Origin of the sequence: Actinacidiphila polyblastidii, assembly GCF_036353415.1 — a bacterium.
In the GTDB taxonomy this organism is placed as follows: domain Bacteria; phylum Actinomycetota; class Actinomycetes; order Streptomycetales; family Streptomycetaceae; genus Actinacidiphila; species Actinacidiphila polyblastidii.
The window spans coordinates 13,492-28,556 of record NZ_JAZEWV010000033.1; the positions used below are offsets into that span (position 1 = coordinate 13,492).

At 71.9% G+C, this 15,065-nt stretch carries 16 protein-coding genes; 8 read left to right on the top strand and 8 right to left on the bottom strand.

Translation table 11 applies throughout. The features are described 5' to 3' along the window. Positions 1–22 precede the first annotated feature (22 nt). The 4 genes from V2S66_RS27495 to V2S66_RS27510 all read right to left on the bottom strand — a co-directional run bounded on the left by V2S66_RS27495 (position 23) and on the right by V2S66_RS27510 (position 4,277). On the bottom strand, positions 23–1,567 hold the full coding sequence (locus V2S66_RS27495; protein WP_330799405.1) for an SCO6880 family protein: 1,545 nt from the start codon (positions 1,565–1,567) through the stop codon (positions 23–25). After that, positions 1,564–2,919 carry a hypothetical protein gene (locus tag V2S66_RS27500; RefSeq protein WP_330799406.1) on the bottom strand — a complete coding sequence of 452 codons (1,356 nt, stop codon included), beginning with the start codon at positions 2,917–2,919 and terminating at the stop codon, positions 1,564–1,566. Before V2S66_RS27500 ends, V2S66_RS27495 begins: the two co-directional genes overlap by 4 nt. Then, positions 2,909–3,748, bottom strand: coding sequence for a hypothetical protein (locus V2S66_RS27505; RefSeq protein ID WP_330799407.1), 840 nt, complete (start codon positions 3,746–3,748; stop codon positions 2,909–2,911). The genes V2S66_RS27500 and V2S66_RS27505 overlap by 11 nt, the downstream gene beginning before the upstream one ends. 220 nt (positions 3,749–3,968) lie before the next feature. Beyond that, positions 3,969–4,277: a hypothetical protein gene (locus tag V2S66_RS27510; RefSeq protein WP_069465016.1), complete on the bottom strand. Its 309-nt coding sequence runs from the start codon at positions 4,275–4,277 to the stop codon at positions 3,969–3,971. A gap of 255 nt (positions 4,278–4,532) precedes the next feature. Between V2S66_RS27510 and V2S66_RS27515 the strand changes: the two genes are divergently transcribed. From V2S66_RS27515 to V2S66_RS27530, 4 genes are all read left to right on the top strand, one after another. After that, the gene (locus V2S66_RS27515) at positions 4,533–5,534 is read left to right on the top strand and encodes a C40 family peptidase (RefSeq protein ID WP_330799408.1); all 1,002 of its coding nucleotides are present in this window, start codon (positions 4,533–4,535) and stop codon (positions 5,532–5,534) included. A 327-nt stretch (positions 5,535–5,861) separates the two neighbouring features. Further along, complete coding sequence (locus V2S66_RS27520; protein WP_330799409.1) at positions 5,862–6,569, top strand: phosphatase PAP2 family protein; 708 nt, start codon at positions 5,862–5,864, stop codon at positions 6,567–6,569. Between the two features lie 214 nt (positions 6,570–6,783). After that, positions 6,784–7,446: a hypothetical protein gene (locus V2S66_RS27525; RefSeq protein ID WP_330799410.1), complete on the top strand. Its 663-nt coding sequence runs from the start codon at positions 6,784–6,786 to the stop codon at positions 7,444–7,446. Beyond that, on the top strand, positions 7,431–8,429 hold the full coding sequence (locus tag V2S66_RS27530) for a hypothetical protein (protein ID WP_330799411.1): 999 nt from the start codon (positions 7,431–7,433) through the stop codon (positions 8,427–8,429). Before V2S66_RS27525 ends, V2S66_RS27530 begins: the two co-directional genes overlap by 16 nt. 81 nt (positions 8,430–8,510) lie before the next feature. Here V2S66_RS27530 and V2S66_RS27535 read toward each other — a convergent pair whose 3' ends face one another. Both V2S66_RS27535 and V2S66_RS27540 read right to left on the bottom strand, forming a co-directional pair. Then, the gene (locus V2S66_RS27535; RefSeq protein ID WP_413966499.1) at positions 8,511–10,082 is read right to left on the bottom strand and encodes an FAD-binding oxidoreductase; all 1,572 of its coding nucleotides are present in this window, start codon (positions 10,080–10,082) and stop codon (positions 8,511–8,513) included. Between the two features lie 209 nt (positions 10,083–10,291). Beyond that, positions 10,292–10,498: a hypothetical protein gene (locus V2S66_RS27540; protein ID WP_413966496.1), complete on the bottom strand. Its 207-nt coding sequence runs from the start codon at positions 10,496–10,498 to the stop codon at positions 10,292–10,294. A 252-nt stretch (positions 10,499–10,750) separates the two neighbouring features. On the opposite strand from V2S66_RS27540, the gene V2S66_RS27545 reads away from it, so the two are divergent. Continuing rightward, a complete protein-coding gene (locus tag V2S66_RS27545) occupies positions 10,751–11,656 on the top strand; it encodes an SCO4651 family lipoprotein (protein WP_330799412.1) in 906 nt (301 codons plus the stop codon). A gap of 121 nt (positions 11,657–11,777) precedes the next feature. Next, the gene (locus tag V2S66_RS27550) at positions 11,778–11,951 is read left to right on the top strand and encodes a hypothetical protein (RefSeq protein ID WP_330799413.1); all 174 of its coding nucleotides are present in this window, start codon (positions 11,778–11,780) and stop codon (positions 11,949–11,951) included. A 53-nt stretch (positions 11,952–12,004) separates the two neighbouring features. Here the strand turns inward: V2S66_RS27550 and V2S66_RS27555 are convergent, their stop codons facing one another. Continuing rightward, entirely contained in the window at positions 12,005–12,331 is a 327-nt protein-coding gene (locus tag V2S66_RS27555) for a metal-sensitive transcriptional regulator (protein WP_330799414.1), read from the bottom strand. A 189-nt stretch (positions 12,332–12,520) separates the two neighbouring features. Here V2S66_RS27555 and V2S66_RS27560 point away from each other — a divergent pair, with 189 nt between their 5' ends. Together V2S66_RS27560 and V2S66_RS27565 are read left to right on the top strand one after the other, a co-directional pair. After that, on the top strand, positions 12,521–13,141 hold the full coding sequence (locus tag V2S66_RS27560; RefSeq protein ID WP_330799415.1) for a DUF47 domain-containing protein: 621 nt from the start codon (positions 12,521–12,523) through the stop codon (positions 13,139–13,141). A gap of 5 nt (positions 13,142–13,146) precedes the next feature. After that, positions 13,147–14,142 carry an inorganic phosphate transporter gene (locus tag V2S66_RS27565; RefSeq protein ID WP_330799416.1) on the top strand — a complete coding sequence of 332 codons (996 nt, stop codon included), beginning with the start codon at positions 13,147–13,149 and terminating at the stop codon, positions 14,140–14,142. 113 nt (positions 14,143–14,255) lie between these two features. Here V2S66_RS27565 and pstB read toward each other — a convergent pair whose 3' ends face one another. After that, positions 14,256–15,032: a phosphate ABC transporter ATP-binding protein PstB gene (gene pstB / locus V2S66_RS27570; RefSeq protein ID WP_330799417.1), complete on the bottom strand. Its 777-nt coding sequence runs from the start codon at positions 15,030–15,032 to the stop codon at positions 14,256–14,258. Between the last annotated feature and the right edge of the window lie 33 nt (positions 15,033–15,065).

A 15,065-nucleotide genomic window follows, 5' to 3' on the forward strand; every position in this document is an offset into this window, starting at 1 on the left:
GCGTGGAGCCGGCGGCTGGCGGCTAGCGGCGGATGCCGGTCGCGAACGGCAACGTGTTCACAAATGCCCTGTGGTGTTCACGATCGCACCACTCGAGCTTCAAATACGACTTACCAGCGGAAGCACGGATGGTGCGCTTGTCGCGCGCCAGCGCTTCGGGGGAGCGCGAGGAGACCGTGATGTACCCGACGAGGTTCACCCCCGCCGCGCCGCTGGCCAGGTCCTCGCCGCGCTGGTCGATCCGCCCGTGGTGGGCGATGTCGCGCGGGTCCACCACCCGGTTCATCTTCGCGGCCCGGCTGGCCTCGGCGTCGTCGTTGGTCTTCTCGGTCAGCATCCGCTCGATCGCCACGTCGGTCGGCTCCAGGTCCATCGTCACCGCGACGGTGCGGATCACGTCCGGGGTGTGCACCAGCAGCGGCGCGAGGAAGTTCACCCCCACCGGCGTCATCGGCCACTCCTTGACCCAGGCCGTCGCGTGGTGCCACGGGGCGCGCGTCGTCGACTCGCGCGTCTTGGCCTGCAGGAACGTCGCCTCGGTGGCGTCCAGTTCGGCCGGCCAGGCGTTGCGCCTGGTCATCGCCTGGATGTGGTCGATCGGGTGGTCGGGGTCGTACATCGAGTGCACCAGCGAGGCCAGCCTGGCCTGGCCGAGCGGCTGCCGCACCCGGATGTCGGCCTCGGCGAGCCGCGCGCAGATGTCGTTCAGCTCGCGGGCCATCACCGCGGCCAGCCCGGCGTCCTTGTCGACCTTGGTGCCGCGGGCGACCGTCGCCCGGGCCATCGCGACGCCCTCGGCGGCCAGTTCACGGGTGAAGTGCATGCACGCCACCAGGTACGCGCGGTGCTGCTCCGAGGACGTCGACACCATCGACTGCAACTGCTCGTAGGACTCCTTGAGCCAGCCCTCCGCGGCCGGGTCGCCGCGCTGCGCGACGTCCTTGGCGTGCGCGTCGGGGTCGGCGGGCAGGGTGCGGGCCAGCATCTGCAGCCGCGTCACGAAGCCGTCGCCGTTGGCGACGTGCTTGAGCAGCGTGCCGAACCGTTCCACCAGGGCTTCCTGGTCCTCGCTGTCCCGCAGGCCGACGCCCGGCCCCTCGATCTCGATCGCCGCGGTCACCGTGCGCCGGTCCACGTGCAGCAGCACCGCGATCTCGTCCGGCCCGAACGGAGCCGCCAGCCAGCTGATCCGGCCGATCCCGGGCGGCGGCCCGACCTCCACCTCGCGCCCGTCCAGCCGGGTGCCGGCCTCCTGCACCGACGAGCGGTACGTCGGCGCGACCCGCAGCGTACGGCGGAAGGTGCGGTTGATCTCGAACCAGCGGTAGAACGTGCGCCGCCGGTAGGGCATGTACACCGCGGCCAGGGCGAGCGTCGGCCAGCCGACCAGGCCGACGATGCGCAGCAGCAGCACCGGGACCAGCAGGCCCGACATCATGCCGAGGCCCGCGCCGAGGACGATCAGCGCGATCTCCCCGGTCTCCCGGTTCTTGCCGACGATCGCGTTGGGCCGCGCCTTGCCGATCAGATACGTACGGCGCGGTTGGGCGAACGGCTGGGTCGTCACCTGCGCTCACCTCCCTGTCCCGGCGCTGAGCCGTTGTTCGAACCTGATCCCGACCCGCCCCCGCCGCGGCCCGGTCCCGACCGGAACGGCGAGCCGCTGAGCGGGCCGCTCCCGGCGCCCCCGCCGGAGCCCCCCGAGCTGCCGGTGCGGCCACTGTGCGCGGCCATGCCGCCGGCCATCGGGTTGGACGGCTGCCCGCCGCCCTGCGCCTGCTCCTGCGGGCCGCCGCGGGCGCTGTGCGTCTTGATGCCCTGCTTGACCAGTGCGGCCGGCGAGGAGATCACCGCGGCCGCCTGGGCGGGGCTGCCGCCGCCGGCGGCCTTGCGGTTGTTGCGCAGCGTGACCACGTCGTCTCCGAAGCCGGGCACGAAGCGGTAGATCATGAAGCTCGCGAAGATCGCCAGCAGGATGATGGCCAGGCCCGACACCACCGCGGAGAACGAGTTGGGGCCGTCGTTCGAGGAGGACAGCGCGCCGGCCAGTCCCAGCACGATCACGATCACCGGCTTGACCATGATCACCGCGATCATGATGCCGGCCCAGCGCCTGACGTGGTGCCACATGTTCTTGTCCACCAGGCCCGCGTACACCGCGGTGCCCAGCAGCGCGCCGACGTACAGCAGCGCGGCCCGGATCACCAGCTCCAGCCAGAGCACGCCGGCGGCGACCACCGACACCATGGAGACCACGATCAGCATGATCGGGCCGCCCCCTATGGCGTCGCCCTTCTTCAGCGCCCCGGAGAACGACCCGAAGAACACGTCGGTGTCCGACTGGGTGCCCGAGGACACCACCGTCGTCACCGCGTCCGTCGCGGACACCACCGTGTACAGGATGAGCGGCGTGAACGCCGACGCCAGCACGGTCAGCCACAGGAACCCGACCGCCTCCGTCAGCGCCTCCGTCAGCGGCACCCCCCGCACCGCCCGCTTCGCCACCGCCAGCAGCCACAGGATCAGCGTCAGGATCGTCGACGCCGCGAACACCACGGCGTACTGCCGCAGGAACGCGGTGTTCGTGAAGTCCACCTGCGTGGTCTTCGTGACCGCCGCGGCCAGCTTGTCGATCGTCCACGACGCGGCGGTGGCGCAGCCCTTGCCGAGGGAGGTGAGGGGGTCGAGGGAGTCGGTGGGGTTGGTGCTCTTGGCGGGCGTCGAGGAGTCGCCCTTGGTGCAGTAGTCCTTGGCGGCTCCGATGAGGCCGTCGCAGGGGTTGCTGGTGGGCGTCGGGGCGGCCCCGGGGGTGCCCGCGCTCGGCGTCGGGGTCGCCGCGAGCGCGGCCCGCGCCGACACGGTCAGGACCACTCCCGTGACCACGGCGACGGCGGTGGCGCGGCGGCTGTTACCTGGCATAGGTGAACCCTCCGTACTGCTGTACAGCACCCGCGATCTGGTCCGCCGTGGCTGCCTGGTCGTCGCCGCTGATCGGCGCAGGCCCTTCCTTCTGGCTGGAGGACTGGATCCGCCAGTCGCCTCCGGTCCACACGAGTCGCTCGGTGACGGTGAACCAGGACGAGGACACCGGCTTGGTCGAGCCCTGGCCGGCCAGCCCGGCCAGGGCCGTGCACCAGACCTCCACGCTCGTCGCGTCCGCACCCGGGGCGGTGACGTTCGTGCCCACCGGCACCGTCCGCGAGACGAACGTCAGACCGCTCGGCGCCGCGCCGTCCGCGGTGAGGCCGAGTGCCTTCACCGCGTCAGCGGAGTACGCCTGGTCGAGTTTCGTCTGCAGTGCGGGCGTCACCGACGGGGCGTAGACGGTCGCCACGATCGCATGCCGCCGACCGGCGTTGAACATGTCCACCCCCCCCAGCGCCACCGCGTAGTTCGCCGCCGCCGACTGCGCCCCCTGCTCGGTGTGGGCGAAGCCGGACGGGATGCCGCCGGTCTTGCCGGCCACGGGCCGGGTGCCGGTCGGCGCGGTCGCCGAGGTGGCCGCGGCGCCCTTGCCCGCGGAGCCGCCGGCCCCCGCCGACCCGCCGGCCGCGTCGGCGCCGGCGGCGTCCCCGCTCTTGCCGCCGCGGTTGGCGAACGCCAGCGCCGCGACGAGCAGCACCACGATGCCGACGACCGTCACCAGCGCGCGTCGCGGCTGGGCCTGCGACCTGCGTCCGGTGCCGCCGGCGCCGTGCCCCTCGGGCATCCGCGTCCTGGTCGGGGGTCCGTCCTGGCCGAGGCTCATCGTGCGGTCGCCCCCTGGCGCGTCGTCAGCGCGGCGCCGGGCATGCCGGAGACCGCGGCCGCGGCCGTGTGGCGGCAGCGCGGGTCGCGGTCGGCGCCGCTGCATTGTCGAGTGGGCATCAGCACGCAGCCTCGGTCGGTGCGGTGGAGCCTGGGACGGGCTCCTGGACGTGGGCGGACGCGCCGTGCGGCGGCCGGGGGCGCCGTACGGGCTCCAGGGGTCAGACGGCCATCCCGTACACGATGGTGAACAGCGTGCCGAGTGATCCGATGATGAACACGCCGGTCAGGCCGGCGATGATCAGGCCCTTCCCCTGCTCCGCGCTGAAGGTGTCGCGCAGTGCGGTGGCGCCGATGCGCTGTTTCGCGGCGCCCCAGATCGCGATGGCGAGGCACAGCAGGATCGCCGTCGCCATCACCACCTCGATCATCACACGTGCTTCGTTGCCCAGGGAACCGAAGGGTCCCCAGTCGGGGGCGATGCCACCGATGATGGTGTTGATGTCGCCCTTTGCGGCTGCCAGGAACATGTAACTCACCACCCCGCTCGATCAGTTGGCTCCCTCGCCGGGGCGCAAGGGGCCAGGATCTAGTCTGACGGAGGATTCCGCTGTTGCATGTCGACTGGGCGACTTTCTCGGCGGATCGTCCGTGTGATCAGGCCCGCACGCCGCAGACTGGTGTGTGGACCGGTGTTCGAAGGACAGAGACGACTACTCTGTGTATCACGAGCATCACCGTAGGGCAACGATGAGAACGTATGACCGGGAGCGGGAGGGGTCGCCGTGGCGCGCAAGGTCTGGCTCTCCGTCACCATCGGCGCGGGCCTGGGCTTCTCCTTCCTCGCGCTGCTCGTGGTCGGCACCTACTCGGCCGCGGCCGGGCTGGCCCGGAGCGGCGCCGGCGCGGTGACGCTCGCCAAGGGTACGGTGCCCGCCATATACCAGCCCATCGTGCTCAAGTGGGGCAATCTGTGCCCGTCGCTCAATCCGGCGCTGCTGGCCGCCCAGCTCTACCAGGAGAGCGGCTGGGACGCGCGCGCCCAGAGCCCGGCGCAGGCGCAGGGGATAGCGCAGTTCATCCCCGGCACCTGGGCGACGCACGGCGTGGACGGCAACGGCGACGGCAGGACCGACGTCTGGGACCCCGAGGACGCGATCCCGTCGGCGGCCTCCTACGACTGCGAGCTGGCCAGGTACGTCAAGAACGTGCCGGGCGACACCACCGACAACATGCTCGCCTCCTACAACGCGGGCGCGTACGCGGTGATAAAGGCCGGCGGGGTGCCGCCGTACGCCGAGACGCAGCACTACGTGAAGATCATCCGCACCCTGGAGAAGAGCTTCGCCGCGCCGGCCGGCGCGGTGGCGCCCTCGCAGCAGGCCGCCGCGGCGATCTACTACGCGCAGCAGCAGCTCGGCAAGAAGTACCTGTGGGGCGGCGAGGGCACCGCGGCGCAGGGCGGCCGGTTCGACTGCTCGGGGCTGACGCAGGCGTCGTACCGCTCGGTCGGCATCACGCTGCCGCGCGTGGCGAACGACCAGTGGAACGCCGGTCCGCACCCGACCCGCGCCGAACTCCTCCCCGGGGACCTGGTCTTCTTCGCCTACGACCTGAACGACCCGCGCTCCATCCACCACGTCGGGATCTACGTGGGCGGCGGGTACATGATCGACGCGCCGCACACCGGGGCGGTGATCCGCTTCGACCCGATCGACTCGCCGGACTACATCGGCGCGACGCGCGTCACCCAGGCGGGCGCGCAGGCGCTGCCGACCGCGGCGTGACCGCTGCCGTGTGGATGCCGCCGCGTGGCCATCGCCGCCTGACCTCGGCGGTGAGGCGGGTGTGACGGGTGCGCTGGGTGAGGTCATGGCCCAAGGGTTGACCTTCCGGGTGGATTTGTCCGTTCGGCCTGGTCACCCTTGCATAACAGCATGGTGATCTTCTGGCGAAGACAGGAACGCTCCATACCGTGCCGGCCGTTCCCCGGGGGAGAATGACGCGGGACGCAAGCGACGGAGGTTGCAGACGAGCCGAAGGCGGCTCCGCCCGGACGGACCGTCAGCTGCCGGTACCGCGTGTACGGCATGTACGTGAGGGGCATCACCGCTATGGCAGAGGTCGCTAACGACAGCGTGAACCCCGACATCAGCCTGCTCCGCGACATCAACGGCCTGGCCCGGCACGCCCCGCGCGGCCTGGACCGCGCGGTCCAGGCCGCCGGCGAGTACGGGATCGTCGCCGTGTCCGTCCTGCTCGCCGCCTGGTGCTGGTGGCGGGTGGCCCGCCGCAGGTCCGAGGCCGACGCGCCGGGGGCCGTCGCCGGAGTGCTCTGGGCCTTCGCCGCCGCCGGCATCGCCCTGCTCGTCAACATCCCGGTCCGCGCGCTGGTCCAGCGGCCCCGGCCGTACGCCGAGCACGACGGGCTCGACGTGCTCGTGCACTCGGGCCACCACTACTCCTTCGTCAGCGACCACACCGCCTTCACCGCGGCGCTCGCGGTGGGCGTCTTCATGGTCAGCCGCGGCTGGGGCACCGTGGCGATACTGCTCGCCCTCGCCGAGGGCTTCACCCGCGTCTACCTCGGCGTCCACTACCCCACCGACGTCGTCGGCGGCTTCGCCCTGGGCGCCGCCACCGCGCTGCTCCTGGCCCCCCTCGGCCTGGCCCTGCTCACCGCGTGCACCCGCCGCCTCGCCGCCACCCGCGCCCGCCGCCTCGTCCACGCCCCCGCCGCCGCCCCCCACCTCCCGACCGCCCCCGGCGACCACCCGGCAACCCCCCGCCACAGCGCGGCGGACAAGGGACTGGCCGCGTAGGAGGCCGTGGGGAAGGCGGCGGGGCGCGCCGACGCCCGCCGCCCTGCGGGCCGGGCGTGGAGAGCGTGTGAAGTGTGCTGCAAAGCGGTACCGATCACGAGACGCCCCTACAGTGCCGCGCGCGGCGCCGGTAGTGTCGAGCACCAGGCGTACTCGACTTGACACCGGAACAGACACCGGGACTCGCACCGGAACTCACACGGGGGATCGCAACGTGACCCGCTCTTCCCTGCCCATCGCTGCCGCCCTCGCCGCGTCAGCGGGCCTGCTGCTGACCGCTTGCGGTGGGGGCGGGTCGGACAGCTCGGACAAGATCTCGACCTCGGCGCCGGCCGCCACGACGGCGGCGCCGACGACCAGCGCGTCGCCCACCCAGGTGGAGGGCCCGAACGCCCCGAAGTTCGACCTGCCGTCGGGCATCACCACCGACTTCCGCGGGTTCACCAGCGGCGACGCGAAGAAGCAGGCGATCCTCACGGACGCCCGGTACGCGGCCACCGCCATCCTGGAGTTCGAGGCGAAGGTCTATCCGAAGGAGACGCCGAACTTCAAGCGCTTCTGGACCGGCGAGCACGGGGCGGAGTTCGCCGACTCGATCATCTCGCAGGGCAAGGGCGGCAGCGTGATCACGGGCGTCTACCCGTACTACAACCCGGTCGTGAAGACGTTCTCCACCGGGAACGTGTCGGTCCAGTACTGCGAGGACCAGCGCAAGGCGTACGCCAAGGACTCGAAGACGGGCAAGGTCACGGTCACGACTCCGTCGCTCTCGGACTTCCGTTCGTGGACGCTGCTCATGACCAAGAGCCCGTCGGGGGAGTGGACGGTTTACAACCACAGTTGGATTCAGGGGGCGAAGCAGTGCCAGATCGCCTGAACATACGGGGACTGAGCCGGGTGGCGGCGGTCACCCTGATGTGTGCCGGAGCCCTGCTGGCGGCCCCGCACCTGGCCGTGGCCGGCAACGGGAAGACCGGCGGCGGCAGCTCCGGTGCCAACCAGGACGGCGAGAGCTACGTGGCCCACGTGAGCTACAGCTACCACGGCGTCACGAAGGACGGCGCGCCGATGACGTCCTCGGACGCCGACTACTCGCCGCCCGTGTGCTGGTACACCGCGATGACGCCCGACCAGATGCGGGCCGAGATCAACCGCCGCTACGACGAGGCCGGTGCCGACAACGCCGGGACGGTCTACGAGTTCTACAACAACGAGAACAACCGGATGGAGACGGACGGCCACTACAACCAGGGGAAGGACGGCAGTTGGTGGGTCCTCACCTGGGACGAGGAGCGGCTCAACGCCGGGGACTACAACTGCCCCTACGACCAGGGGTACTTCTGGCGCGACCCCGGCAATCCGCCGGCCGGGGTCATCACCCCGGAGATCCTCGCCGGCTCCGCCTACAAGCGGCTGAGACTGCCGCCCAAGGCGGTCGCCCTGAGTCCGAACCCCGGCAACCAGAAGGTCAACCTGCCGACGTGGGTCTCCTTCAAGGGCACCGGCGACCTGGTGTCGATCACCGCGCAGCTGACGGAGCCGAACGGGCAGGTCGTCTCGGCGACGGTGGCGGCCAGTCCCAGCAGCCTGAAGGTGGACGCCGGCACCACCTGGGCCAGCCCGCGGAGCTGCACGTACAAGATGGCCGACGGCGCGCTCAACAGCTCCGGCGCGGCGTGCAACATCACGTACCGGAAGTCGAGCAACGGCGGCACGTACCCGTTCACGTCGGACCTGACGTGGGACGTGTGGTGGACGCCCACGGCCGCCGCGCAGCGCGGTGGCACGCCCCTGCCCCAGGGCTACTCCGAGTACCCCGAAGCCGTCGCCGTCCAGGAGATCCAGGCCGTCAACCGCTGACCCGCTGACGTCCTGACGTCGAAGTGGCCGGTCGTCCCTGTCGGGGCGGCCGGCCACTTGGGCGTGGGGGGTGGGGGCGGGTCAGATCGCCTGGGGGTAGTCGAAGAGGCGGTCGGGGTCGAGCTGGGACTTGAGGGTGGCCAGGCGGGGGGCGTTGGGGCCGTAGTAGGCGGTGCGCCAGGTGGTGAGGGCGGGGTCGGTGTAGTTGGCGTAGGCCCCGCCGGAGGCGTAGCGGCGCATCGCGGCGTGGGTGGTGTCGAGCCAGGAGGTCGTGGACAGGCCGTCGGAGGCGAGGTACTGCGCCAGGAAGCGGGACCGGCGGTGCGGGAAGGCCGTGTCGGTGGGCGAGGGGCGGTTGACCGCGCCGCCGAGTGCGGTCAGCGCGATGGAGCCGGTGCCGCCGCCGGAGCGGGTGGAGAGCCGGGAGGTCTGCGCGAGGAGGGTGTCGATGCCCGCAGACGGCAGGTTGGTGTCGTAGAAGTCGGAGCGCGCGGTGTACGTCTCGCGGCCCAGGTCGCCGGCCGGCGCGAGGTGGCAGGCGGCGACGGAGCGGGACTCGCAGCCCGCGTAGGAGAACATCGCCTCGACGAAGTCGTGGTCGTGCAGCGAGACCGAGGACGCGGGCGCGCCGGCCGCGGAGGCCAGCGCGTCGGCGGCCGCCGCCAGGCCGCTGTGCGAGCCGGTGGACAGCATCGGCACGGAGACGCTCGGCGAGCCGCCGGGCGCGCAGTCCAGGTGCAGCGCGGACCAGAGGTGGTCGGCCTGGTCGGGGCCCCAGCTCTGCCAGCCCCTGACCACGTCCGCCGCCCGCGACCAGGGCCAGGTCAGGTAGCCGGTGACGACCCCGGCCGGGGCGGGGTGGGTGGTGAAGCGCAGTGCGGTGACGACGCCGAAGTTGCCGTTGCCGGCGCCGCGCAGCGCCCAGAAGAGTTCGGGTTCGGCGTCGGCGGACACCTCGCGGGTGCGGCCGTCGGCGGTGACGATGGTCGCGCCGATGAGGTTGTCGCAGGTCAGTCCCATCGAGCGGCTGAGCACGCCGTGGCCGCCGCCGAGGGTGAGGCCGGAGATCGCGACGGAGGGGCAGGAGCCGCCGGGTACCGTACGGCCCTGCCGGCCCAGCGTGCTGTAGACGTCGATCAGCCGCGCGCCCGCGCCGATGGTGGCGATGGTGCCGTCCAGGCGTATGGAGTCGAGCTTCGAGACGTCGACGATCAGCCGCTTGTCGCCGCTGGACCAGCCCGCGTACGAGTGGCCGCCGCTGCGGACGGCCAGCGGCGTCGCGGTGCGCCGGGCGAAGTCGAGGCAGGTGCGGATGTCGGCGGCGCCGGTGACGTACGCGACGGCGGCCGGGCGCAGCTGGTCGAAGCGGGTGTTGTAGAGGCGGTGGTCGACCGCGTACGCGCTGTCCTGCGGGCGCACCAGCCGGCCGTCGAGCGAGGACTCCAGCGCGGGCCAGTCCGCGGCGACCGGCGCGGGCCTGGTGGTGGGGGCGCTGCCGGGGGTGGTGCTCGCCGACGTGCCCGTGCCGGCGCCCGGGGAGGCGGGCGCGCCCGCGGCCTCGCCGCCTCCGTGGCCGGTGCAGCCGGTCAGCCACGCCCCGGCGAGCACGGCGCCGCCGGCCCGCAGCGCGCTGCGCCGGTCGGCGCGCAGCAGGCCCGCGCCCGCGGCCGTCGGCGCGCCCGCGCCCCTGCTCCCCGCGGGGTCCTGGCCGCTGCTCTGGTCCTCGCCCGCCCGCCGGTTCGTCCCGGATTCCACTTGCACCACCGCCGTATCAGGTAACACCCGCATCGTCGGTAACCCAAGACGCCGAAGCAAGGGTTCCGGTTGCCATGAATTCCGCGGTGGGGGAGGCGGGGGCGGCGTCAGCCGCCGGTGTGCTCGCCGGCGTCGCGTCTCGCGCGGTCGCGGGCCCGGCGCGCGGGGCCCTTCCAGCCGCAGCTGCAGAGCGCCACGGCGAAGGCGCCGCGCTCGACGACGGAGGTGTGGTGGTCGCCGGGGTGCGGGCCACCGCCACCCGGCTCCGGAGCGGAGGAGTCGGCGGCAGCGGTGTCGGCACCCACTTTGCGCACGACACCACGGTAACGGGCGTGACGGCGCGCTCAAGACCGTCGTTAGCCGTGTGGGGCCCGGGCCGGTGCGGGCCGTACAGGGACGGATGTGTGATGGCGGCGGAGTGGGCGAGGGTGCGCCGGGAGCGGACGGCGCTGCGGGCTGGGGCGGTACGGCGGCGGGACCCGCGCGCGGCGCCGCCGCTTCCACGGCAGCCGGGGCAGGACGCGGTCCATGGCCGGGGCCGGGGCGCCGCGCCCGCGCGGCCCGCCGTGACCAAGGTCACCGCGGCGGCCGACCCCGGCGCCGGCCCCGCGGCCCGCGCCGCCTTCTGCGCGCTCGCCGCCCTCGCCGCGGCGACGGCCCTGGCCGGCTGCACGGGCGCCTCCGCCGACAGCCACGCCGCCGCAGCGGCCGGCGCCGGCGGGGGCGACGCCAAGGCGGCCCCGGCCCGCGCGGTCACCGCCGCCGCGGACGCGCTGGTCCGCGCCCGCAGCTCCCTGGTCAGCACCTCGATGCGGATGGCCAGCGGCGGCACCTGGCTGACCATCACCGGCACCGGCGGCTTCGACTACGCGGGCCACCGCGGCGAGCTGCGGCTGGTGCTGCCGAAGGACGCCGCCGGCTCGGCGGAGCACAAGCCGATCACCGAGCTGCTCACGCCGGGCGCCCTCTATATGAAGGACCGCGGCGAGGGCGTGCCGGAGGGCAAGTGGGTACGGGTGGACACCACCCGGCTGCCGGACGGCAATCTGGTCACCGGCGGCGCCACCGATCCGCTGACCGCGGCCGAACTCCTGCGCGGCGCGCAGGACGTGGCGTACTCCGGCGAGCAGACCGTGCGGGGCGTGCGGGTGCGGCACTACCGCGGGACGACGGACATCGCGCGGGCGGCGGCCGAGGCGGCGCCGGACGAGCGCGGGCCGCTGGCCGCCGCGGCGAAGGGGTTCACGGTCACCGGGGTGCCGTTCGACGCGTGGCTGGACGCCCAGGGGCGGCTGCGGCAGCTGACCCAGCGCTTCACCTTCAGCGCGGCCGGCACGAGGCAGGGCGCGGGCCGCGAGGTGACAGTGGTCTCCACCACTCGCTACGACGGGTTCGGCGCCGCGGTGCCGGTGACCATGCCCCGGCCTGCGGACATCTGGACCGGCAAGATCGTTTCTCCTCAGGCGCCCTAGGGCGTGTGCGCGGGCGCCGCCTGATCGGGCCTCGTCGAAATGGTCCTTCCGTGCCATGCGCCGGAGCACGCGTGGTCCCTACGCTTGAGGCGGCCGTCACGGACGAGGAGGTGGTGCACGCATGGTGCCGTCGCCCCTGGCTTCGGTGCAGGACGATCCGGTCGCGCTGGCCGAGATCGAGTGGTGCGGTGAGCTGATGATCGCCGCGTCGGCGGCCGACGAGGAGCGGCTCAGCTTCGCCCGGATCGACGAGGTGCTGGAGGTCGCCCGTATCGGCGCCCCCGCCGCGGGCTGACCCGGCCGCCGGGCCCGCTCCGCGCGTCCCCGTACCGCCGGCGCACCCGCTGCTCAGGTCCGCAGCAGTCGTGCTATCGCGGCGGTCGCCTCGGCGACCTTCTCGTCGATCTCCGGGCCGCCGCCGACCGCCGCGGCCGCCACGCAGTGCCGCAGGTGCTCCTCCAGCAGCTGGAGGGCGAAGGACTGCAGGCCCTTGGTGCTCGCCGAGACCTGGGTGAGGATGTCGATGCAGTAGACGTCCTCCTCGACCATCCGCTGGAGTCCGCGGATCTGCCCCTCGATCCGGCGCAGCCGTTTCAGATGGGACTCTTTGTCGTGGCTGTAGCCATGCGGCCCGTGCGCCTTCACAATCTCTCCGGCGACGCTTTCCGTGGTCATCGGCCTGCCCACCCTTCTGTCCCGTTATACCCCCAGCGGGTATATCGTACCGAATCGATATCTTGTGCGAGGCATCCCCGCTGGGGGGGACTTCGCCCGATGGGCGACACTGGTGACGCCGGTTAGCTGTGGCCGGATGATGCGCCTAGCATCATCGAGACCGAATCCCATGCACCCCGAGGACCAAACGTGCGCTTTCGTCTGACCCCCAGGGAGACGAGCTTCTACGACATGTTCGCGGCTTCGGCCGACAACATCGTCACCGGTTCGAAGCTCCTCATGGAACTGCTCGGGGCCGATTCGGCCACCAGGACGGAGATCGCCGAGCGGATGAGGGCGGCGGAGCACGCGGGCGACGACGCGACCCACGCCATCTTCCACCAGCTCAACTCGTCCTTCATCACCCCTTTCGACCGCGAGGACATCTACACCCTGGCCGGTTCCCTCGACGACATCATGGACTACATGGAGGAGGCCGTTGACCTGGTCGTCCTCTACAACGTCGAGGAACTGCCCAAGGGCGTCGAGCAGCAGATCGAGGTGCTCGCCCGCGCCGCGGAGCTGACCGCGGAGGCGATGCCGAACCTGCGCACGATGGCGAACCTCACCGAGTACTGGATCGAGGTCAACCGGCTGGAGAACCAGGCCGACCAGATCCACCGCAAGCTGCTCGCGCACCTGTTCAACGGCAAGTACGACGCCATCGAGGTGCTCAAGCTGAAGCAGATCGTGGACGTCCTCGAAGAGGCGGCCGACGCATTCGAGCACGTGGCGAACACGGTGGAGACCATCGCGGTCAAGGAGTCCTGACGCACGTGGACACCTTTGCCCTGGTCATGACCATCGCGGTCGCCCTCTTCTTCACCTACACCAACGGTTTCCACGACTCCGCGAACGCCATCGCCACCTCGGTGTCCACCCGGGCGCTGACGCCCAAGGCGGCGCTGGCCATGGCCGCCGTGATGAACCTGCTCGGCGCCTTCCTCGGCAGCGGCGTCGCCAAGACCGTCAGCAAGGGCCTGATCGCCACCCCCACCGGCAACCAGGGGATGGGCGTCCTCTTCGCCGGGCTGGCCGGCGCGGTCGTCTGGAACCTGGTCACCTGGTACTTCGGCCTGCCGTCCAGCTCCACCCACGCGCTGTTCGGCGGCCTGGTCGGCGCGGCGCTGGCCGGCGGCACGACCGTGTACTGGAACGGCGTGGTGGACAAGGTCATCGTCCCGATGTTCCTGTCGCCGGTGGTCGGCCTCGTGGTCGGCTACCTGATCATGCTGGCGATCCTGTGGTTCTTCCGCCGCTCCAACCCGCACAAGGCCAAGCGCGGCTTCCGTATCGCGCAGACCATCTCGGCGGCCGCGATGGCGCTCGGGCACGGCCTGCAGGACGCGCAGAAGACGATGGGCGTGGTGGTGCTCGCGCTGGTCATCAACGACCCGGCGCGCGGCTACGGCATCCCGGTCTGGGTCAAGATCGTCTGCGCGCTGATGATGTCGCTCGGCACCTACGCGGGCGGCTGGCGGATCATGCGGACGCTCGGCCGCCGGATCATCGAGCTGGACCCGCCGCAGGGCTTCGCCGCCGAGACCACCTCGGCGGGCATCCTGTACGCGACCTCGTACCTGTTCAAGGTGCCGGTCTCCACCACGCACGTGATCACCTCGGCGATCATGGGCGTCGGCGCGACCCGGCGGGTCAAGGCGGTCCGCTGGGGCGTCGCCAAGAACATCGTCGGCGGCTGGTTCATCACGATGCCCGCGGCCGGCGCGGTCGGCGCGGTCTGCTACTACGTCGTCCGGCTCGCCTTCGGCTGACCGGTCCCGCCCCCGCGGACGTTTCCGGACATGTTTCAGGCCCCGCCCCCCTGAGGGGACGGGGCCTGCGCCCTGCGGTGGCACCGCCATGCAGCACCGCACGGCGGTCCTGGTCACCCGAAGCGGCCCGAGATGTAGTCCTCGGTGGCCTGCACGGACGGGTTGGCGAAGATGCGCTCGGTGTCGTCTATCTCGATCAGCTTGCCGGGCTGGCCGACGCCCGCGAGGTTGAAGAACGCGGTGCGGTCCGAGACGCGCGCGGCCTGCTGCATGTTGTGCGTGACGATCACGATGGTGAACCGGGTCTTCAGCTCGCCGATCAGGTCCTCGATGGCGAGGGTGGAGATCGGGTCGAGCGCCGAGCAGGGCTCGTCCATCAGCAGCACCTGCGGCTCCACCGCGATGGCGCGGGCGATGCACAGCCGCTGCTGCTGGCCGCCGGACAGCCCCGAGCCGGGCTTGTTCAGCCGGTCCTTGACCTCGTTCCAGAGGTTGGCGCCCTTGAGGGACTTCTCCACGACGGTGTCCAGCTCGCCCTTCCTGCGGACGCCGTTGAGCTTCAGTCCGGCCGCCACGTTGTCGTAGATCGACATGGTGGGGAACGGGTTGGGCCGCTGGAAGACCATGCCGACGGTGCGGCGCACCGTGACCGGGTCGACGCCGGCGCCGTAGAGGTTCTCGTCGTCGAGCAGCACCTTGCCCTCGACGCGGCCGCCGGGGGTGACCTCGTGCATGCGGTTCAGGGTGCGCAGGAAGGTCGACTTGCCGCAGCCGGAGGGGCCGATGAAGGCGGTCACCGAGCGGGGCTCGACGGTCATCGAGATGTCGTCGATGGCCCGGTGGGCGCCGTAGAAGGCGGAGAGGCCGCTGACGTCGATTCGCTTGGCCATGGGGATCACTTCTCTTCTGCCAGGTCTGCTGAC